The 20,668-nt window shown below is 69.6% G+C and carries 15 protein-coding genes; 6 read left to right on the plus strand and 9 right to left on the minus strand.

Features of this window, described 5'->3' with window-relative positions; all coding sequences use genetic code 11:
* Positions 1–42 precede the first annotated feature (42 nt).
* The 5 genes from yidC to ACYVK7_RS17380 all read left to right on the plus strand — a co-directional run bounded on the left by yidC (position 43) and on the right by ACYVK7_RS17380 (position 7,125).
* A complete protein-coding gene (gene yidC, locus ACYVK7_RS17360) occupies positions 43–1,197 on the plus strand; it encodes a membrane protein insertase YidC (RefSeq protein ID WP_460888977.1) in 1,155 nt (384 codons plus the stop codon).
* Between the two features lie 11 nt (positions 1,198–1,208).
* Entirely contained in the window at positions 1,209–1,763 is a 555-nt protein-coding gene (locus tag ACYVK7_RS17365; protein WP_460888978.1) for a Jag family protein, read from the plus strand.
* 98 nt (positions 1,764–1,861) lie between these two features.
* Positions 1,862–2,551 carry a 16S rRNA (guanine(527)-N(7))-methyltransferase RsmG gene (gene rsmG / locus ACYVK7_RS17370; protein WP_460888979.1) on the plus strand — a complete coding sequence of 230 codons (690 nt, stop codon included), beginning with the start codon at positions 1,862–1,864 and terminating at the stop codon, positions 2,549–2,551.
* A 1,108-nt stretch (positions 2,552–3,659) separates the two neighbouring features.
* Positions 3,660–5,759, plus strand: a complete 2,100-nt coding sequence (locus ACYVK7_RS17375; RefSeq protein ID WP_460888980.1) for a ParA family protein — start codon at positions 3,660–3,662, stop codon at positions 5,757–5,759.
* 97 nt (positions 5,760–5,856) lie between these two features.
* Complete coding sequence (locus tag ACYVK7_RS17380) at positions 5,857–7,125, plus strand: ParB/RepB/Spo0J family partition protein (protein WP_460888981.1); 1,269 nt, start codon at positions 5,857–5,859, stop codon at positions 7,123–7,125.
* An 80-nt stretch (positions 7,126–7,205) separates the two neighbouring features.
* Here ACYVK7_RS17380 and ACYVK7_RS17385 read toward each other — a convergent pair whose 3' ends face one another.
* The 8 genes from ACYVK7_RS17385 to ACYVK7_RS17420 all read right to left on the minus strand — a co-directional run bounded on the left by ACYVK7_RS17385 (position 7,206) and on the right by ACYVK7_RS17420 (position 18,142).
* Complete coding sequence (locus ACYVK7_RS17385; RefSeq protein ID WP_460888982.1) at positions 7,206–8,228, minus strand: D-alanine--D-alanine ligase family protein; 1,023 nt, start codon at positions 8,226–8,228, stop codon at positions 7,206–7,208.
* Positions 8,229–8,331: 103 nt separating this feature from the next.
* On the minus strand, positions 8,332–9,642 hold the full coding sequence (locus ACYVK7_RS17390; protein WP_460888983.1) for an aminotransferase-like domain-containing protein: 1,311 nt from the start codon (positions 9,640–9,642) through the stop codon (positions 8,332–8,334).
* Positions 9,643–9,813: 171 nt separating this feature from the next.
* The gene (gene trxA, locus ACYVK7_RS17395; protein WP_377182718.1) at positions 9,814–10,140 is read right to left on the minus strand and encodes a thioredoxin; all 327 of its coding nucleotides are present in this window, start codon (positions 10,138–10,140) and stop codon (positions 9,814–9,816) included.
* 66 nt (positions 10,141–10,206) lie between these two features.
* A complete protein-coding gene (gene trxB / locus ACYVK7_RS17400; RefSeq protein ID WP_460888984.1) occupies positions 10,207–11,202 on the minus strand; it encodes a thioredoxin-disulfide reductase in 996 nt (331 codons plus the stop codon).
* 220 nt (positions 11,203–11,422) lie between these two features.
* On the minus strand, positions 11,423–13,297 hold the full coding sequence (locus ACYVK7_RS17405; protein ID WP_460888985.1) for a protein kinase family protein: 1,875 nt from the start codon (positions 13,295–13,297) through the stop codon (positions 11,423–11,425).
* Between the two features lie 154 nt (positions 13,298–13,451).
* Positions 13,452–15,179: a murein biosynthesis integral membrane protein MurJ gene (gene murJ, locus ACYVK7_RS17410; protein WP_460888986.1), complete on the minus strand. Its 1,728-nt coding sequence runs from the start codon at positions 15,177–15,179 to the stop codon at positions 13,452–13,454.
* Positions 15,180–15,263: 84 nt separating this feature from the next.
* A complete protein-coding gene (locus tag ACYVK7_RS17415) occupies positions 15,264–17,510 on the minus strand; it encodes a DUF6049 family protein (protein WP_460888987.1) in 2,247 nt (748 codons plus the stop codon).
* Positions 17,507–18,142: an NUDIX hydrolase gene (locus ACYVK7_RS17420; protein WP_460888988.1), complete on the minus strand. Its 636-nt coding sequence runs from the start codon at positions 18,140–18,142 to the stop codon at positions 17,507–17,509. The genes ACYVK7_RS17415 and ACYVK7_RS17420 overlap by 4 nt, the downstream gene beginning before the upstream one ends.
* A 112-nt stretch (positions 18,143–18,254) precedes the next feature.
* Here ACYVK7_RS17420 and ACYVK7_RS17425 point away from each other — a divergent pair, with 112 nt between their 5' ends.
* Positions 18,255–19,694, plus strand: a complete 1,440-nt coding sequence (locus tag ACYVK7_RS17425) for a CCA tRNA nucleotidyltransferase (RefSeq protein WP_460888989.1) — start codon at positions 18,255–18,257, stop codon at positions 19,692–19,694.
* Positions 19,695–19,712: 18 nt separating this feature from the next.
* Here ACYVK7_RS17425 and ACYVK7_RS17430 read toward each other — a convergent pair whose 3' ends face one another.
* Positions 19,713–20,663, minus strand: coding sequence for a ribose-phosphate diphosphokinase (locus tag ACYVK7_RS17430; RefSeq protein WP_460888990.1), 951 nt, complete (start codon positions 20,661–20,663; stop codon positions 19,713–19,715).
* Positions 20,664–20,668 lie beyond the last annotated feature (5 nt).

Raw genomic sequence — 20,668 nt, forward strand, 5'->3', positions numbered from 1 at the left:
CCCCGCAGACTTTGCGTCATCAACTCTGGAGCTTCTTGACCGATGGACTTCTTCGCATTCCTCTGGCCGATCGAATGGGTCGTCGCCTGGATCATCTACGGGTCGCACTGGCTCTTCACGACACTCGGGATGTCGGCAGGCCCGGGCACCGCCTGGGTGCTTTCGATCGTCGCCCTGGTCATCGTCATCCGCATCGTGCTGATCCCGCTCTTCTTCAAGCAGATCAAGGCCTCGCGCGGGATGCAGATGATCCAGCCGGAGCTGCAGGCCGTGCAGAAGAAGTACAAGGGCAAGACGGACCCGGCATCTCGCGAGAACATGACGCGCGAGACCATGGAGCTGTACCGGAAGCACGGCACCAACCCGTTCGCCTCCTGCATGCCGATCCTGCTGCAGTCGCCGATCTTCTTCGCGCTGTTCCGGGTGCTGAACGGCCTCGAGGCGATCTCGACCGGTGACGCTGAGCCGATCGGTCCGATCACTCAGTCGGTAGCCGGTGACATCGAGTCGTCCACCCTGTTCGGTGCGCAGCTCAGCGACGTCTTCCTCCAGACGGACTCCTGGGCTTCTCGCGCGGTCGTCATCGTGCTCATCATCGCGATGAGCGTCACGACCTTCACCACGCAGCGCCAGCTGACCATGAAGAACATGCCGCCGTCGGCCCTCGAGGGTCCGATGGCACAGACGCAGAAGATGATGCTGTACATGCTGCCGCTGGTCTTCGCGATCTCCGGTGTCAACTTCCCCGTCGGTGTGCTGATCTACTGGACCGTGACCAACATCTGGTCGATGGGCCAGCAGTACTACACGATCAAGCGGATGCCGACGCCTGGCTCCATCGCAGAGAAGCAGATGAAGGAGCGGCAGGCGGCGAAGGCCGCGAAGCGGGCTGCCAAGACCGGTGAGGTCGTCGAGGACGAGACCCCCGTGGTCGAGCAGCCGAAGACTGGCCAGCGGGTGCAGCCCAAGCGCAAGGACCGGCAGAAGGGTGCGGCCCGTCCCGAGCCCACACGTCCCGCCGTCGCGCAGTCGGCCCCGCAGGACGCCACCGACACGACGCCCGGTAAGCAGGCCGGATCCAAGCCGAAGCCGTCCGGCACCACCCCGGGAAAGCAGCCCGGTTCGAAGCCGAAGCCGTCCGGTACGACACCAGGGGCTACCCCGGCGTCGTCGGGCAAGCGCAAGCAGAAGAAGTAGGAGGAGACGCGATGAACGCGAGCACAGGTACGGCCGCGCCCGATCCCGCGGCCCCGGTCGTGGATCCGGAGGACCGGACCAAGCGCCTCGAAGAAGAGGGCGAGATCGCAGCCGACTATCTCGAGGAGTTTCTGGACATCGCCGATCTCGACGGCGACATCGACCTGGACATCAAGCACGATCGTGCCGCGGTCGAGGTCGTGGCGGACGACCAGGCGTCGCTCACACACCTCATCGGTCCCGATGGCGAGGTGCTCGACGCGATGCAGGAGCTCACGCGCCTCGCGGTGCAGACCCGAACGGGGGAGCGCAGCCGACTGATGCTCGACATCGGCGGCTACCGCGCCGAGCGCAGGGTGGAGCTCACCCGGATCGCCGAGGCCGCGGTGGAGCAGGTGCGCGGCTCCGGTGCGGAGGTCGAGCTGGATCCGCTGAACGCCTTCGAGCGCAAGGTGGTGCATGACGCCGTTGCTGCCGCTGGCCTGGTCAGCGACTCGCGAGGCGTCGAGCCCGAGCGATACGTGGTGGTCCAGCCGGCTGGCGACGCGGTCGCGGCCGACGACTGATCTCACTGGCCTCGTCCGAGGGCCGGTGCGCGTCCCGAGGGCGTGCACCGGCCCTCGGTGTGTTTGGCTACTTCTCGACAGCGACTGGAGGACGGGACGTGGAAGGTTCGGACATGGCGGCGCAAGGGGAGCCTGACGCCGGCGCTGAGGTACCGGACGGCGAGACGCTTGGCGTGAGCGATGGGGTCAAGGCGTATCTGGGTGATGCGTACGACCGGGTAGCGCACTACGCCGAAATGCTCCGTGACCAGGGCGAGCTGCGCGGGCTGATCGGGCCCCGCGAGGTGAGTCGCATCTGGGAGCGGCACATCCTGAACTCTGCCGCGGTGGTGCCTTACCTCCCGACGTCTGGCTCGGTGGCCGACATCGGGTCGGGCGCTGGACTGCCCGGTGTCGTGATCGCTGCGATGCGCCCGGAGCTCGACGTGATTCTCGTCGAGCCGATGGAGCGGCGTACGACCTGGCTCGCCGAGGTGGTGTCAGAGCTGGGCCTGACCAACGTCGAGATCAAGCGCGGTCGGGCGGAGGAGTACCACGGGGCATTCGAGGTCGATGTGGTGACGTCCCGGGCCGTGGCCGCTTTGTCCAAGCTGGTTCGGTTGAGCATGCCGCTGGTCCGGGTGGGTGGCGAGATGGTGATCCTGAAGGGACGGAGCGTCACGCAGGAGATCGAGCCGGCACGAAAGGTGCTGCAGAAGTACGGCTCTGGAGTCCCGGACGTACTGGACGGCGTCACCGTCGCGGGCGTGGAAGCGACCGCGATCGTGCGGGTGCGTCGAGCGAAGTAGCCCTCGCTGAGAGCTACTGTTTCACGTGGAACGGGGGAGCAGTCACCTGGTGGTGACTGCTCCTCGTTGTTTAGGGCGACGTCGGGGTCCGGGCGTTGAGGGCAGCGATCGGGCGAGGTGTTCATCGCGAGGCGAGCGGGCAGGGCGACTGAGGCGCGAGTACGGGATCGGCACCTCGGTACGTCGCCGAACGGGCATGGCGTTTCACGTGAAACTGAGCTCACCTCGCCAGTCCGTGCTCAGCACGGATCGTGCGGTGGGATTGCCGACTGCCGACTGCCGACTGCCGACTGCCGACTGCCGACTGCCGACTGCCGACTGGCGACTGGCGACTGGCGACTGGCGACTGGCGACTGGCGACTGGCGACTGCCGACTGGCGGCTCTCCGGCCGAGGCAGAGACAGTTGGAGTCGGCCCGGACGACTCCACCGCTCGCGTAGGCGGCGCTGAGGCACGCTCGGGCGCCGCCTTGAATGATCGGGGGCGCAGGAGGATGTCGAGCGCGGTTTCACGTGAAACGGAAGTGTCGAATCAACGGGCGAGGTGCAGGGGCTCGGCTCGCCCGGCTCCCAGCAGCGAGCGGGGAGTGTCGACGGAAGCACGACATCGTCCGTAGAGGCGGTTTCACGTGAAACGGTCCTCGGAGCGGCCCCGGGGTGGTGGAGAACAAAGCAGTCATACCGATCCCCCAGGGCCTTGTCCTGCCGCCGAGGGGAAGTAGGCGGCAGGACATCGGTGAGAAGAGACGATCTGATCGCTCCGGAGTCGGCGTTTCGACACGCTTGCGCAGGCCCGCGACCTTAGCGTTACAGGCGTGTGCTTCTTCAGACGAAAGTCCAAGCGAGTAGCGGCGGCCAAGGCCGCAGCCAAGTCTGTTGTGGCGCCCGCTGCCGCCGACACAGCGTCCGACTCGTCCGCTTCGGAATCTGCCTCCGCTGTCAGGAGTGCAGCAGGAGAGGCTGACGCGGTGCCCGTCGCCAGACCGGTGGCCACGGCGTCGGCTCCCGAACAGGCTGGGCTCGGCGAGGCAGGGGAGCCCGGTGCGAACTCCGGCGCTTCTGACGTTCGCCTCGATCCTGCGCACCCGGTCAGCGAGCCCGGAGTTGCCGTGGCAGCGGCCCCGCCCGAGCAGTCGGCCGATGCCACGTTGGGTGCGGGCGTCGGGGATTCGGGCGACGGAACCCAGGTGCCGCCGGAGACAGTGCCCATGCTCGACGGAGAGACTGCACCCGGCTCGGGGCAGGGCTCTGGCACCGTGCCAGGAGCAGCTGATGAGGTCGGCGCGGAACCCCCGCCCGGCTCGATGCAGAAGGAGTCCGATCCCTCGGACGGGATTCCCTCGAACGAGACTCCCTCGGACGAGGCTCCCTCGGACGGCACCGAGCCTGCCGATGAGCGCGGTGATCGCGGCGAGCCAGTGCAGGACGCAGCGCTCCGGCCTGACGACCATCCCGAGGCCGGACCGGAGGCGTCTGCTGACGACTCGCCGCCGGCCGATTCCGGTGACGAGGTGTCTTCCTCACTGGAGATGGCGTTGCCGCAACCCGCGATCCTGGGGGACGGCCCCCGCGATCAGGTATGGGGCCAGGATCGCCCCGGCCCTGAGGGGAAGAATGTCGCCGCGCTGAACCAGTTGATCGAGTCGGTCACGATGCCCGTTTCGGGTACTTCCGGGGAGGTGCAGCCTCCCGCCGACGCCGACGCCGACGCCGACGCCGACGCCGACACCGAGACCGACACCGACACCAAGGCCGACACCGAGACCGACACCGAAGCAACTCGAGCACCGGCGACCGTGAGCACGGGCGCTGCGGACCAGCCAGCACCGGCGGACCCAGCGCCGGCGACCCCAGGTGCAGGGCCAGCCGCCGATGAAGCCGACCCGGATCAGATGGAGGAGCTGCCGACGGATCGGCCGATCCCGGCCGATGCGATCAGGAGGGCGAGCGAGGCCCTCGACGCTGCTGTCAACGCGGCACCGGCAGTGATCGGCTCAGCATCCCGGCCGGTGGATGCCGAGGCAGGAGCGCTCGTGGATGCCGAACTCACACATTTCGACGGAGAAACTGAGTCGGAGTCCGAGCCAGAACACGTGGCCAGCGATTACAGTGTCCGCGTGACGGATCCGATTCCTGTGCAGGGCCTCTCCGCTCCCGGTGTTTCACGTGAAACGTCCGGGTCGCAGACGTCCAATGGCACGCAGCAGCCCACAGGCGGCCCGCACGGTGGCGATGACGAGCGTCGGTCAGCCCTCATCGCAACCGTCCCGGCCGTTGACGACACGACTCCTGTCGCCGCCGAGCTCGCGATGGATGCTCGCCGACGCATCGAGCTTCAAGGGCGCAGGTTCCCGCGCCCACCCAAGACGCGAATCATCACGGTGGCGAACCAGAAGGGCGGCGTCGGCAAGACGACGACCACGGTGAACGTCGCCGCCGGCCTGGCCCAGTCCGGACTCAACGTGCTGGTCATCGACAACGATCCGCAGGGGAACGCCTCCACCGCGCTGGGTATCGAGCACCGAGCGGGTACGCCTTCGGTGTATGAGGTGCTCGTCGAGGGGGAGTCATTGGCCAGCACGGTGCAGCAGTGCCCAGACGTGCCGAACCTCTGGGGTGTGCCGGCGACCATCGATCTCTCGGGTTCCGAGATCGAGCTCGTCTCGCTCGTTTCACGTGAAACGAGGCTTCGGAAGGCGATCGACAAGTACCTCGCTGACCGGCTCGCGGCAGGCGAAGACCGCATCGACTACGTCCTCATCGACTGCCCGCCGAGCCTCGGCCTCCTCACGGTCAACGCGTTCGTGGCGGGCCGCGAGGTCTTCATCCCCATCCAGTGCGAGTACTACGCGCTCGAGGGGCTGAGCCAGCTGCTGAAGACGATCGACCTCATCCGGTCGCACCTGAACCCGGAGCTGCGCGTCTCGTCGATCCTGCTGACCATGTACGACGGCCGCACCAACCTGGCGCAGCAGGTCGCAGGCGAGGTCAGGTCCCACTTCCCGGCGGAGACGTTCAAGACGACGATTCCTCGCTCGGTGCGGATCTCGGAGGCTCCGAGCTACGGCCAGACGGTGATGACCTACGACGCGACATCCACCGGCGCGCTGGCGTACCTTCAGGCATCCCGTGAGTTGGCCGAGCGTGGTCAGGGCGGGTCAAGCCCTCGCCGAGCGATGCAGGCCGAGCCGGTCGGGGCGCAGGACTGATGGTTCGCAGTGACGAACGGAGCCGGCTGGGCACCGTGACGATGGAGACCAAGCCCGTCCGCGCTCGGCGCGAGACCGGAACCCACGAGGAGACACGATGAGTGCGAAGCGACGCGGGCTCGGGCGGGGCCTGGGCGCCCTGATCCCGACAGGTCCGGAGCCGGACGAGCAGGCGTCCGGTGTGGGACCAGGCGAGTCCGACGCCGCGGACAACGCACTCGGTGGATCGGTCGCGACGGTCGTGGAGGAGCGCCCGTCCCCGGCGCTGGACGCGACGGACGAGGTCCCGGTGAGCACGGTCTCAGTGACTGCTCCCGCGCCGCAGACGGAGAAGAAGGCACCCAAGAACGCGGGGCCTCGTCCCAGCACCGTGAAGTGGGACTCCGCTATCGCCAGCGGCCGGCTCTCGGTAGCCAACGAGGCAGTGGAGGGCGGCGGCGCCTCGGCACTGGACGACACGTTCTTCAGCCGTGAGCAGGGCGAGCCAGCCGACGTTTCACGTGAAACGGCCGAGCTCCTGCCCGTCCCCGGTGCTCGTTTCGCCGAGCTGCCGGTCGCCGCGATCCGGCCCAACACCTGGCAGCCACGCTCCGTCTTCGACGAGAGCGACCTTGACGAGCTGGTCGAGTCGATCAAGGAGATCGGCGTGCTCCAGCCGATCGTCGTCCGTCCGGACAAGGAGCACCCGGGCGAGTACGAGCTCATCATGGGCGAGCGGCGTTGGCGGGCGACGCAGGCCGCCGAGCTGGAGACCATCCCGGCGATCGTCCGCGACACCGACGACGGCGACATGCTCCGTGACGCACTGCTGGAGAACCTGCACCGCTCGGACCTGAACCCGCTCGAGGAGGCCGCGGCGTACCGCCAGCTCCTGGACGACTTCGGGTGCACGCACGAGGAGCTCGCGATTCGGATCGCGCGCAGCCGTCCGCAGATCTCGAACACCCTGCGCCTCCTGCGCCTGCCTCCGCTGGTGCAGCGCCGCGTCGCCGCGGGAGTACTCTCGGCGGGTCATGCCCGTGCGCTCCTCGGCCTGAGCGACGGCGCGGAGATCGAGCGGCTGGCTCAGCGCATCGTGTCGGAAGGGCTCTCGGTCCGGGCGACCGAGGAGATCGTGATGCTGACGGAGTCCGACGGCAGCAACGGCAAGACGCGCAAGCCGCCGCGGGCGGGCACGCGAAGCGAAGCGGTGGACGAGCTGGCAACCAGGCTCTCAGACAGGTTCGAGACCCGTGTCAAGGTGGCGCTCGGCAAGACCAAGGGCCGGATGACCGTCGAGTTCGCCTCGGTGGAGGACCTCAACCGAATCCTCAACGTCATGGCTCCTGAGGAGCGCGGCCTGCTCAAGCCGCCCTCCGACGCCTGACGGACACAGCGCGGACGACGCCGGGCCGGCACCTCCTACGGGAGATGCCGGCCCGGCTTCGTTTCACGTGGTGAGGTGAGCTATCGCGCGGCGACCAGTGCCGTGTCGACGACCGTGCGGTACAGCGTCGCGAGGTCATGACCGCTCGCGGCCACCGCCTGCGGCAGGAGTGACATCTCAGTCATGCCCGGCGCCACGTTGACCTCGAGGATCTGGGCAGTGCCCGTGGTGTCGAGAATCATGTCCGTGCGGGACAGGTGGCGAAGGTGCAGCCCTTGATGGGCGCGCACGGCGACGTCGGCCACGTGGGCTGCCTGGGGACCGGTGAGGCGAGCGGGTGCGAAGAACTCGGTCTTGCCTGCGACGTAGCGGGCGGCGTAGTCGTACCCGCCGTCGGCGACGATCTCCACGGCGGGCAGTGCTTCGGGCCCACCAGGTCCGTCGATAACGCTGACCGCCAGCTCGACGCCGGTGACGGCCCGCTCGATGAGCGCTGTCTCGCCGTATGCGAAGCACTCCACCATGGCTCGCGGCAGGTCCTCGGCGCGGGTGACGACGGTGACGCCGAGCGCCGAGCCGCCCTCGGTCGGCTTGACCACCAGGGGAAGGCCGAGCCGGCGCACGACGGTATCGAGCACAGGCTGGGCTCCGAGGTCCCGGAAGAGACTCTGCGGGAGCGTCACGTAGTCGGGGGTCGCGAGCCCCGCCTCGAGCAGCGCGGCCTTGGAGATCGGCTTGTTCCAGACGACGCGGCTGGCGCGCGGGCCGGAGCCGACGTACGGCAGGCCGGCCATGTCGAGCACGTCGCGCACCGAGCCGTCCTCGCCCGAGGCGCCGTGCAGCAGGGGCCAGACGACGTCGGGCCGGGTCTCGCGCAGAAAGGCCAGGAGGTCCGCGTCGACGTCGTGTACCACGACCTCCAGGCCGGTGGAGCGCAATGCCTCGGCGACGCGACGCCCCGAACGCAGGGACACGTCGCGCTCGTGCGACAGACCGCCGGCCAGAACCACCACCAGGGGAGCGCTGTCCGCGGCGTGCGCGTCAGGGACGGCCGGTGCGCCGGACGGCGCCGGTGCGGCCGGGACGGGGGTAGGACTGGTCATCGGGAGGCTCACTCGGTCGGGGTCAACGGGTCAACGGGTCAACGGGGCAGAGCTGCCATCGTGCCAGAAGCGAGATCACACGGACGGCCTGCGGGTTCGGACGTCAGGCGAGGTCCGGGGCGGGACCCTCGACGTCATCCGTGTCAGGGTCCGGCCGCGCGGAGGTACCGAAGAGCTCCACCAGCTCGGACTCGCTGTTCACGACACCGGCCAGCCGGCGCACACCCTCGCGGATACGGGCCGGCGTGGGGAAGCAGAAGGACAGCCGCATGTGGTCGGAGCCGCTGCCGTCGAAGTAGAAGGCCGTGCCGGGCACGTACGCGACACGCGCGGTGACCGCGCGGGGGAGCATCGCCCGCGCATCGAGCCCTTCGGGCAGTCGGACCCACACGAAGAAGCCGCCCTCCGGCACGTTCCACGAGGCGCTCGGGAGGTGTTCACCGAGCGCACCGACCAGCGCGTCGCGCCGCTCGCGGTACAGCTCCCGGTAGTCCTTGATCTGCGCCTTCCAGTCGCACGTCTCGAGGTAGGTGGCCACAGCGAGCTGCGAGGCGTTCGACGGCGAGAGCACGGCCGTCTCACTGGCGAGCACGAGCTTGTCACGCACGGCGTGCGGTGCGATCACGAAGCCGACCCGGTACCCGGGGGCGAACGTCTTGGAGAACGAGCCGAGATACAGCACGCCCTCCGTGTCGTAAGAGCGCAGTGCGGGCAGCGGTTCGTTGTCGAAGCCGAGCAGGCCGTACGGGTTGTCTTCCACGACGAGGACGCCGTACCGCCGGCAGACCTCCAGCACCTGCGGACGACGCTCGACCGACAACGAGACGCCCGCCGGGTTCTGGAACGTCGGAACGGTGTAGAGAAACTTCACGCGCCGACCTTCCCGTGCCAGCCGGGCGAGCGTCGCCTCGAGCTCGGAGGGTACGAGGCCGTGCGCGTCGAGCCGTACCTGGACCACGTCCGCCTGGTACGACCGGAAGACGCCGAGCGCGCCCACGTACGACGGCGCCTCGGCCAGCACCACGTCACCCGGGTCCACGAAGATCCGGGTGACCAGGTCCAGCGCGGACTGGGAACCGGTGGTGACCACGACATCGTCGGGATGTGCGGAGACGCCCTCGAGCGCGACGACCTGCGTGATGTGCTCTCGCAGGCTCTCCTCGCCCTGGCCGGAGCCGTACTGCAGGGCGGTGGTGCCCTTGGTGGCGATGAGCCGCTGCATGGTGTCCGCGATGACGTCGAGCGGAAGGCCCTCGAGGTACGGCATGCCCCCTGCCAGAGACACGACCTCCGGTCGGTTCGCCACCGAGAAGAGTGCCCGGATCTCCGAGGCCCGCATGCCGTGCGCTCGCGCCGCGTACGAACCGAACCACGGGTCGAGGCGGTTACCGGCAGTCTCGGGAAGCTCGTTCACGCGCCCCAGTCTGGCACGGAGGCCGTGTGCGGCTCCGTGCCCGTTCGTGGCGAAACGGTGAGACTACGCCGTCCCCTCGACGCCAGAGAGCGCGTGCCCGGACCCCCCGATGACGTCACCAGGCAGGATCCGGACACGCGCTCTGAAGGTGGTGCGCGGTGTCCGTGGGGGTCAGACCGCGAGGACCTCTTCGATCTCCTCGGTCAGCGCACGCTTCGGGCGAGCGCCGATGATCGACTTCACGACCTCGCCGCCCTTGTAGACGTTGAGCGTCGGGATCGACACGATGCCGTAGTCCATGGCGGTCTGTCGGTTCTCGTCGGTGTCGATCTTGACGATCTTGATCTTGCCCTCGTACTCGTCGGAGAGTTCCTCGAGGATCGGCGCCACCATGCGGCACGGCCCGCACCAGGTGGCCCAGAAGTCGACGAAGACGGGAATGTCAGAGTCGAGGACCTCGGTCTTGAAGGTGTCGTCGGTGACCTTGATGGTGCTCATCCAGCATCTCCTTGTTCATGGCCTCTTACGGGCCGAGCGGGTGGGCCGTGGCGGCCGACCGAGCGGTCAGTCGTTCAGCGAGTCGAGGAACGCCTGAGCGTCGAGAGCCGCTGAGCAGCCCGAGCCGGCGGCAGTGATCGCCTGGCGGTACGTGTGGTCGACGGCGTCGCCGCAGGCGAAGACGCCGGGGAGATTGGTCCGAGTGCTACGGCCCTCCACGAGGATGTAGCCGTTCTCGTCCAGGTCGACCTGGCCCTTGACCAGGTCGGTGCGGGGCTCGTGGCCGATCGCGACGAACAGGCCGGTCGCGTCCAGCTCGCGGACCTCGCCGGTGACCGTGTCGCGCAGGCTGATACCCGAGACCTTGTTCTCGCCGGTGATGCCGGCGATCTCGCTGTTCCACGCGAACTCGATCTTCGGGTCCGCGATGGCACGCTCTGCCATGATCTTCGAGGCCCGCAGGCCGTCGCGGCGGTGCACCACGGTGACCTTGGAGGCGAACCGGGTGAGGAACGTGGCCTCCTCCATCGCGGAGTCGCCGCCGCCCACCACGGCGATGTCCTGGTCGCGGAAGAAGAAGCCGTCGCAGGTGGCGCACCACGAGACGCCACGACCGGAGAGCCGCTTCTCGTCCGAGAGGCCCAGCTCGCGGTACGCGGAGCCGGTGGCGAGGATGACCGAGCGGGCACGGTAGGTGTCGCCGCCGCCGGTCACGATCGTCTTGACGTCACCGGTGAGCTCGACCTGCTCCGCGTCGTCCCAGACGACCTGCGCGCCGAACTTCTCGGCCTGCTCGCGCATGGCGTCCATCATGTCGGGACCCTGGATCCCCGCGGGGAACCCGGGGAAGTTCTCGACCTCGGTGGTGTTCATCAGAGCGCCGCCGGCAGTGACCGAGCCCGCGACGACGACGGGCGCGAGGCCTGCGCGCGCCGCGTAGATGGCTGCGGTATATCCCGCGGGGCCGGACCCCACGATGACGACGTCGAGCACGGGGGCGTCGGTTGTCCCGGCAGCCGGAGCGGTGGTCTGTTCGGTCAAGGCGATCTCCTCGATTTCCATGGGCACACGCGACAACACGCGAGCGCGTCCCAGTGTTCCAGCCGATGGCGACCGCGGCGCGATCGCAGGGGTGAGTCTCGCCACATAATATCGACAGGCATCGATGCATGGGCAGGCGACGCGGATCAGGGGCGCGACAGCGCCGAGGCTCGCGTGGTAGCGGGTGCTACCACGGGAACGATCGGCGCCGTCGCGCCCCCGTGCTTCGGCTGACCCCGTCCTAGCTGAGCACTACCTCGTTCAGCTCCAGCCGGAATCCGTCGGAGACCTGCGGCAGCTCCGTGATCCAGATGGTGAACGCGTTGCTCACCACCGGCTCGGTCAGCTCGAACGTCGTCGTCTCGGCGAAGGTGCCCTCGGCGAGCACCTCACCGCCGGCGCCGCCCTTCAGGATCTGCACCTTGCCGCCGGGGGTGTTGGTCAGCAGCTCCACCTTGGTGACCGACGCGGGCTCGCGCAGCCGCAGCTCCATGCCCAGCGAGTCCTTGAATCCACCGAAGGCCGCCTGCTGGTACGTGGTGGTGAAGTAGAAGGTGGCCGGGTCGGTGTCGTAGGCGAGCTCCACCTTCTCCGGGTGGTCGATCGTCTGACCCTCCCAGTCGAGCGTGCCCAGGAGCGCGGCGGAGTCGATGACGGGCCGCGCCTCCGTCTCGGCGGGCGGTGACGGAGCCGTGCTGCCCTCGGTCTCGTCCTCGCCGCCCGCTGAGGCGCTCACCGTCGGCGTCGGGGACGCGTCGGCGATGACGTCGGGCGTCGGCGCGAGGACCGAGTTGATCGCCCAGATCAGACCCGCCACGACGGCGACGCCGACGAGGCCGAGGACGATCGGAGTCGGGTTGACGCCGCCGCGCTTGGGCGCGGGCTGGGTGGCGAACCCACCGTCCTGCTCGTAGTAGCCACCGTTCGGGTCGTACCCGCCAGGGGCGTACTGCGGCGGGTACTGCTGCGGCGCACCCTCCTGCGGATACTGAGCATGCGCGTACTGAGCCTGGTCGTACCCGGGCTGACCCTGCCCGGCGGGCTGCCCGAACTGGTCGTAGCCGACCGGGGCACCCGCCTGCGGGGGCGGAGGCACGGGGGCGTGCCCGCCGTACGCCTGCGGCTCGTACGTGTACTCGTTCTGCGGCTCGGGGTAGCCGGCGGGCACGCCGCCCGCTCCCATCGCCATCGTCTCGTCGTTGCGTGCGATCCGGCCGGTGACGGGGCGTCGTGCGGGCGGTGTGCCCTCGCCCCCGAAAGCGTCGGCGATGGACTGCCGCCGCGGGCCCTCCGGCTCGGGCTGCACAAATCCAGGCAGCGATGCCACTACGGAAACCTCTCCCCACGGCGCCAGGGCCGTGGTCACATCGTCGGGGTTCATCGGTCCGTCGGTACCGCCGGACGCGTTGAACGTCCGGCTCACCAGGGCATCGATGTCGGCGTCCACGTGGGGAACCAGCGTGGACAGCGGCGCCACGGCGCCGGAGTCGTCGAGCTGCGCGGGCAGCGGGATCAGGGTGTCCTTCGCGATCCAGCCGGCCTCGAGGTCCTGTCCCGGCCAGCGTGCCGTCATCGCGTAGTAGAGCAGGGCCACGAGCCCCTGGGCGTCGAGCTGCGCCGGCTTGCCGTTCAGCGTGTCACCGGAGGCGAGGCCGCCGTCGAGGCCCAGCCCGGTGACCCGGACGGCATGTCCGTCCACCCGGACCGCCTCGGGGCGCAGCGCGGTGTGGTGGACACCGCGGGCCCGCGCCATGCCGAGTGCCGAAGCGGCCTCGCCGACGATCGCCCGGGCCTGCTGCTCGTCCACCAGCCCGCTCGAGACGATCTCGGTCAGCGTGGTGCCCGTGTGCGGCTCGGTGACGATGTACCTGTGACCGTCCGCGTCGGTACCCGCGTCGAGCACCCGGACGAGGCGCGGGTCCGTGACCAGGGCCGCGCGCCGGGCGGAGTCGAGAGCATCGCCCGCATAAGGCCCGGTCACGAGGGTCACGCGGACCTCACGGTCCAGGACCAGGTCGTGCGCCTCCCAGGCGGTGGCCGCGGCAAGGTCGGTGGACGCCTGCTGGCGCAGTCTGTATCTCTCGACCAGCACGCTGCCTGGCTCGACGGTGCTCACGCGGACCTCCTCGCTCGGTCGGGGGACAGTAGCAGGTACGTGACCGCATGGATCACGCACCGTCGCCATGCTACGCGGAACCGCCGACAAGCCGCCGAAATGTCGTTCCTCCGCAACCGAACCGCGAACCAGCGCGGCCCGACGGCGGGGCGCGTCAGCGCTTGAACCGCGCGAGCACCGGGCCGAGCAGGCGGTCGAGCTCACGGACCCGGAACAGCCGGAGCAGCAGCACGTAGACCAGGACCATGACCAGGCCGCAGAGCGCCGTCACCCACAGGCCGCTGAGCATGGTCAGCACCCAGCCGCTACCGAACGAGAGCGCCTCGAACCCGCCGACCCAGCTGTACACGCCCCACCCGGCGGCACCGGAGACGCAGGCGGCGAGAAGGGTCTTGGCGTGCAGAGCCAGCACCCGCCCGCCGTCGAGCCGTCCACCGAGCTTGGTCCGGAGACCTCCGGTGCGCAGGAGGACCGTGATCCAGTTGGACAGGGCGTACGCCCCGCCCGCCGCGACCACCCAGTACTGCGGAGCCAGCCAGATCTGTGCGGCGACCAGCCCGCCCACCAGGGCGAACGTCGACGGCACGGTGATCAGAAAGACCGAGCGGCCGTCCTCGTAGGCGTAGTAGACCCACTTCATGAGCGCCATCGCGCCGAGCGGAACGAGGCCGAACGACAGGGCAACGAGCACGGGAGCGATGAGTGCGGTGCCCTCCTCCCCGGCCGTCGGCACGATGAACGCCGTGGCCGGCGCCGCCAGGACGGTGAGCGCGGCGGTGGCGAACACCGTGAAGACGCCGATGGTGCGCAGGCCCAGCGAGAGATCGGCACGGACGCGGTCGGTGTCGCCCTCCTGTGCGGCCTTGCTGATCCCGGTGAACAGGGCCGTCGCGATGGAGACCGTGACCAGGGAGTGTGGCAGCAGGTAGATCAGGAGCGCCTGCGTGTACGCGGCGTTACCGGCGAACTCGACGCCCGGGCCCCCGGCGGCACCGGCCTCCGAGGCGACCCGGGTCAGGTAGAGGACGCCCGCCTGCTCCAGCACCACGGCGGCGAACGTCCAGATGGCGACGGACCCGGCGGAGCGCAGCCCGATGCCGCGCAGCCCGAGCCGGAAGTTCCAGCGGAAACCGGAGCGCAGCAGCGGGACCAGCAGGACCAGGGCCTGCGCGACGATGCCGAGCGTGGCGGTGGCCGCCAGCACGATCGTGCGCGGGGTGTCCCACTCGGACAGGTCGTTGATCCCCAGCTCCGGAGCGGAGCCGAACACGACGAGGAACACGCCGAACCCGATGACGGAGACCACGTTGTTGGCTACCGGCGCCCACATGAACGGCCCGAACTGCTCCCGGGCGTTGAGCACCTGGCCCAGCAGCGTGTAGAGGCCGTAGAAGAACAGCTGGGGGATGCACCAGTACGCGAACACGGTGCCCAGCGCGAGCTGTTCGGCGGTCCAGCCGTCGGTGTAGAGCATGACGACCCACGCCGACGCCCCGGTCAGGACGGCGGTGATCGCGAGGATGCCGACGGCCGAGATCGTCAGGAGCTTGTCGATGCGCTCCTGCGCGTTGTGCGCGCGGAAGGCCTTGACGATCTGCGGGACCAGCACGGCGTTCAGCATGCCGCCGGCGAGGATCGCGAACAGCACGTTGGGCAGCTTGTTCGCGACGTCGAACGCGTTGGCGACCGTGCCCGCCGAGCCGATGGCTGCCACCAGCATCATGTTGCGGACCAGGCCGCCAAGACGGGAGGCGGCGGTGCCCGCCGCCATCACCAGCGAGTTGCGGCCCAGGCCGCGGGCCGACGGCGGGGTTGCGGACTCGCCCGGACCGCTCGCGGCCTCGGAGCTGGGGTCCGAGGCGGGGTCGGTCGGTACGGTCACGGTGTTCTCCTGGGTCAAGCGACTACTCCCGTGGTCTGGGCCTTGCCCGGCGTGGTTCCGCCGACAGGTGCGGCGGCCGAAACATTACTCCGCCGGGACGGCCACGGAGCTCGCCGAGGTGGTCGGGGGCGACTCCACGGCCTCGGCCGCCGTCCCGGTGGCCTCCTCGACGTCCTTGCTGGTGGCACGGTACGGGGACTTCCCGCGGCGCACGGTACGCCAGATTCCGGCCAGGAACAGCAGCGCGACCAGACCGGCGGCGATCCAGGTGCCGACCTCCTCCCAGCCCGCGCGGACGCGCACCTGGAACGACGAGTCGTCGGTGATCTTGGCGCCGGTGGGTGTCAGGATCTGCGTGGTGACCTCGACGTCGCCGGAGCCGATGGCGCGCACCGGGACCTGGACGTCTACCTCCTGGCCTGCCGGGACGGTGGCGACGCGGCGGGCGTCGACCGTGAGCCGCGGGTGGTCGGGGCGGAGCACCACCGTGACCGTCGTGTCCAGGTCGAGCCCGTTGCGGACACGGACCGGGATGTTCCCCACGTCGGTGATGAAGTTGATGTCCTGACGAGGGACGACCGTGATGGACTCGTGCGTCAGCTCGTTCGTGTCCTGGAGGACCTGCTGGACGATCGAGGACCGGCGGCCCGGGTCCTGCCGCTGTGCGACCGACAGCGGTGCGATCAGGCGGACGACGCCGGGGCGCCAGATATCGCCCTGGTTCGCGCCGGCGACGGCCGAGAAGGTGACGACGGCGTCGCGAGCCTGCTCGAGGGCCGCCACGTCGTTGGGGCTGATCTCCGACTTGGCGACGTGGTGCGCCGGCAGGGGAGTGCGGCCCTCGTTCTGCGGATCCTGCTGGAACAGGGTGTCGATCGTCGTGGTGTCGACCCAGCCCGCTTCGTCGACCGTCTTGAGGATGGAGATCGCCGCCTCGGCGTCGGGCGTCCAGCTGCGGGGAGCCACGATCGACACCGTGGGCGGAGTGGTGGGGGACTGGCTCACGATCGCTGCCGTGTCCGCGAGCAGGCGCTGGGCACCTTCCGCTGCGGTGGCGGCGGTCGTGGCGTCCGCCGCCGAGTCGGTGGTGCTCCCGGACCCGGATCCGACGCCGGACAGGTCGGTCGCCGAGACGTAGGTCTGGGTCAGCGACGTGTCGGTGACGGCGGTGCGCGCGGTGCCGGACGGCGTCTCGACGTCCGCACGGCCGGTGACGGTGCCGAACCCTTCGTAGGCCAGCCCGCCTCCACCGACCACGACGTTCGGCCTGCCCATGGCCACGGCGAGGTCGAGCGTCTCGATGTCAGGTACCGCGTCGTCGGCCGGCCAGGCGAGCTCCTGGTTCCAGCTCTCGGGGATCGGCCACTGCGGGGTACGAGGGGCGCGCACGAAGCTTCGAGGCCCCCTGGCGAACATCTCGGTGTGCGCGAGCGCGGCGAGATCCAGGTCGTGGTTGGGGAGCGTGTAGGTGGCCGTCTTCTCGGCGGCGGCGAGCATCCGGTCGGACCATTCCGTGAGGGCAGGGTCGTCCGACCTGGTCGCCCTGCCCATCACGTTGGGGTCGATCGCGAGCGACAGGTCCGTGCTCTCCGCGACAGTCAGCACCCCGTCGAGGCGCTGGCCCTCGGCCGCCTGCTGCGCCAGCTCGATCTGCGCCGCGTCCGGATCGGAAGGGTCCGTCGCGGGACTGGTCACGGCGGCCAGGACACTGAGCCGCATGGGCGACCGGTCGGCGCCGTCGGCGTCGTACATCAGGAACGTGCGGGCGATGCCCAGGCGCCCCGTGGCGTCGTTGACGCTCACCGCGAGCCGGCGAGGACCGAATCCCTGCAGGGCCGGGACGCGTGGGTCGTAGGTGAACGAGACGTTCGTGGAGGCACCGGGCGCCAGCGGAGGTACCGATTCCTCGATGGGGTCGCCGAGCACCGGGTCGAGCAGGTCGGCGTCGGACCAGGCGGCGATCTGCTCACGGGAGGTGAGTGCGAGGAAGTCGACGGTCAGCTGGGCCACCGTCCCGGACACCTTGGCACCGGTGTTGTTGGTGACGCGCGCCCGGATGGTCACCTCGTCGCCCGGCCGCGCGACCGGGTGCGAGATCTTGATGACCGAGACGTCGAGCGCGCCCTGCTCGGAAGCGGTCGCCGGGACGGCCTCGACCACGGCGCCGGTGGGTGCTGGGGCGCGGCTCGTGGACGGTGCGTCCGCGCTCGCCGGTACGGCGGCCGACCCGACGAGCAGCACGGCCGCGAGGACCACTGCGCCAATCTTGCCGGTGCGGCGGGCCGCCGGACGGGGAGCGGAACTGCGGGAGATGTCGGGGTGCTGCGTCATGGCAGGTCGGGGCGCTCCGTGGGGAAGGCGTCAGCGCGCAGCGCGTCCCGGAGACTTCTCGACGACACGAGGAGGTCCAGGGCGGCAGCGGCCAGTCGCTGCTCGTTCGGGTACGACAGGCGTTCGGCGAGCTCGTCGACCCTGACCCAGAGAGCGTCCTCGGCTTCGCCGTCCGGATCGTCCTCCACGGTCAGGCGACCGCCCTCCGCGCGCAAGAGGTAATGGTGCACCACCTTGTGGACTCGCCGGTCCTCACCGGTGAACCAGTAGTCGATCACGCCGAGCTCCGCCTGGATGGAGCCGCGGATCCCGGTCTCCTCGTGGATCTCCCGGATCGCCGCTTCCTGCGGCGTCTCGCGGCCCTCGAGGTGTCCCTTGGGCAGGCACCACTCGAGCCGGCCGGTGCGGTTCCGGCGCAGCAGCACTGCGGCGCTGAAGTCCTCGGGACGCTCGGACCCGCCCCGTAGCACGAGGCCGCCCGCGGACGTCTCGTCCACGATGGGCAGGTGCGCCGGGCTGCTCGTCGTAGCGGCTCGGCGGGCAGGATTCACCCGCAAGGGCGCTCCGCCGGGAGGCGTGGGCACCTCCGGACGACCGTCTGGACGGTCGCTCGCCGGAACAGGGGTGGACATGCCCCAACACTACCGACTGAGCACGGTGGGTCCGGTCAGGGTGGGTGGGCGGTTTCGGGCACGGAGTGCGTCGGTGCGTGCTGTCCGGTCACGTCTGGGAGAATCTTGGGCTGTGTCTACCCCTGAGCAGGATCTGTTGCGGCGCGCACTCGGCGTGCTGACCGAGATGGCGCCCGCCGCGCTCGAGCTGGGCGACCAGTTCCGTACCGCCGGTCACGAGCTCTCCCTGGTCGGCGGCCCGGTGCGGGACGCGTTCCTCGGCCGTGCGAGCAACGACCTCGACTTCGCGACGTCGGCCTCGCCGAGCCAGACGCAGAAGATCCTCGCGCGCTGGGGCGACGCCCACTGGGACATCGGTCGGGAGTTCGGCACCATCGGCGCGCGCAGGGGAGACGTCGTCGTCGAGGTAACGACCTACCGCACCGACAAGTACGACCCCGCGTCGCGCAAGCCGCTCGTCGAGTTCGGGGACACGCTCGACGGCGACCTGTCCCGCCGGGACTTCACCGTGAACGCGATGGCGGTCCGCGTACCCGACCTCACCTTCGTGGACCCGTTCAACGGGCTGAGCGACCTCGCGGCCGGTGTGCTGCGCACCCCCATCGCACCAGAGCGCTCGTTCGACGACGACCCCCTGCGCATGATGCGCGCCGCGCGGTTCGCCGCCCAGCTCTCGTTTCACGTGGAACAAGGAACGCTCGCCGCGCTGGTGGCCATGGCACAGCGCATCCAGATCGTGTCGGCAGAGCGAGTGCAGGCGGAGATCACCAAGCTGCTCCTGAGCGACAACCCGCGCGCGGGCCTCGAGGTACTGGTCGACACGGGCCTCGCCGAGCAGGTGCTGCCCGAGCTGCCGGCGCTCCAGCTCGAGATCGACGAGCACCATCGGCACAAGGACGTCTACCAGCACTCGCTCACCGTGCTGGAGCAGGCGATCGCGCAGGAGACCGGACCGGACGGCGCGGTGCCCGCCCCGGACCTGGTGCTGCGACTGGCATCGCTGCTGCACGACATCGGCAAGCCGGCCACCCGCCGTTTCGAACCGGGCGGCGGCGTGAGCTTTCACCACCACGAGGTGGTCGGTGCCAAGCTCACCGCCAAGCGGCTCAAGGCGCTCAAGTTCGAGAAGCAGGTGGTCAAGGACGTGTCGCGACTCGTGGAGCTGCACCTCCGGTTCCACGGGTACGGCGACGGCACATGGACCGACTCCGCGGTCCGCCGTTACGTGACCGACGCTGGCCCGCTCCTCGAGCGGCTGCACCGGCTCACCCGCGCCGACTCGACCACCCGCAACAAGCGGAAGGCCCAGCGGCTGTCCGACGCGTACACAGACCTCGAGAACCGCATCGCCGCGCTGCGTGAGCAGGAGGAGATCGACTCGATCCGCCCTGACCTGGACGGCACGCAGATCATGGAGATCCTCGGGATCTCGCCGTCGCGCCAGGTCGGCGAGGCGTACAAGTACCTGCTGAGCCTCCGCATGGAGAAGGGCCCGCTGGGTCAGGACGTGGCGACCGAGGAGCTGAAGAAGTGGTGGGCCGAGCGGGGCTGACGCCGCACCGGTGGACAGTCAGACGTGCGTCGGGTCGAAGAGGGCACTGACCGACTCACCGCTGTGGATCCGGCGCACCGCCTCGGCGAACGCCGGCGCCACGCTGATCACGGTCAGCTTGTCGTGCGCCAGCAGCCCCGCCGTCGGCACGGTGTTCGTGGTGACGATCTCGACGACGTCGGGATCGGCGGCGATGCGGTGGACCGCGTCGTTGGCGAAGATGCCGTGCGTGCAGGCGATCCGCACGGTGCGTGCGCCGTGCTCGCGCAGCAGGTCGAGGATGGCGATGATCGTGGACCCGTTGGCGATCTCGTCGTCCAGCACGATGATGTCGCGGCCGGTCACGTCGCCGATCAGGGACGTGATCTCGACCCTGTCGCCGTCGAAGCGCTCCTTGGCGGCCGCGGCGACCGGGATGCCGAGCATCTTGGCGAAGGCCGAGGCGCTCTTCGCGTTGCCCAGGTCCGGAGAGACCACCGTGGCTTTGGACAGGTCGCTCGGCAGGAAGTGGGCGGCCAGCTCACGCAGTGCGTTGAGCTGATCGGTCGGCACCCGGAAGAAGGCGTGCACCTGTGGCGCGTGCAGTGTCATCGTGAGGATCCGGTTCACGCCGGCGGTCTCCAGCAGGTCCGCGACGAGGCGGCCGCCGAGCGAGATGCGCGGCGCGTCCTTCTTGTCGGAGCGCGCGTACGCGAAGTGCGGCATGACGGCGGTGATCCGGGCCGCCGACGCGCCCTTGGCGGCGTCGACCATCAACAGGAGCTCCATCAGGCTCTCCTGTGCGGGACGCACGACCGACTGCACCAGGTAGACGTCGCGCTCACGGCAGTTCTCCAGGAGCTGGACCTGCAGGCAGTCGTTCGCGAAACGCTGGATCTTGATCGGGCTCAGCGCGACGTCGAGATCAGCGCACATCTCGTGAGCGAAGCGCTGACCTCCGGTACCAGCAAAGACCCGCACCTCGGCCATGGCTG

The organism is Promicromonospora xylanilytica, assembly GCF_054782895.1.

Excerpts from the sequence above, each read along its gene's own strand:
- yidC (WP_460888977.1), top strand. The coding sequence starts at position 43 with ATGGACTTCTTCGCATTCCTCTGGCCGATCGAATGGGTCGTCGCCTGG.
- ACYVK7_RS17365 (WP_460888978.1), top strand. The coding sequence starts at position 1,209 with ATGAACGCGAGCACAGGTACGGCCGCGCCCGATCCCGCGGCCCCGGTC.
- ACYVK7_RS17380 (WP_460888981.1), top strand. The coding sequence starts at position 5,857 with ATGAGTGCGAAGCGACGCGGGCTCGGGCGGGGCCTGGGCGCCCTGATC.
- ACYVK7_RS17385 (WP_460888982.1), bottom strand. The coding sequence starts at position 8,228 with ATGACCAGTCCTACCCCCGTCCCGGCCGCACCGGCGCCGTCCGGCGCA.
- trxA (WP_377182718.1), bottom strand. The coding sequence starts at position 10,140 with ATGAGCACCATCAAGGTCACCGACGACACCTTCAAGACCGAGGTCCTC.
- trxB (WP_460888984.1), bottom strand. The coding sequence starts at position 11,202 with ATGGAAATCGAGGAGATCGCCTTGACCGAACAGACCACCGCTCCGGCT.
- ACYVK7_RS17415 (WP_460888987.1), bottom strand. The coding sequence starts at position 17,510 with ATGACGCAGCACCCCGACATCTCCCGCAGTTCCGCTCCCCGTCCGGCG.
- ACYVK7_RS17420 (WP_460888988.1), bottom strand. The coding sequence starts at position 18,142 with ATGTCCACCCCTGTTCCGGCGAGCGACCGTCCAGACGGTCGTCCGGAG.
- ACYVK7_RS17430 (WP_460888990.1), bottom strand. The coding sequence starts at position 20,663 with ATGGCCGAGGTGCGGGTCTTTGCTGGTACCGGAGGTCAGCGCTTCGCT.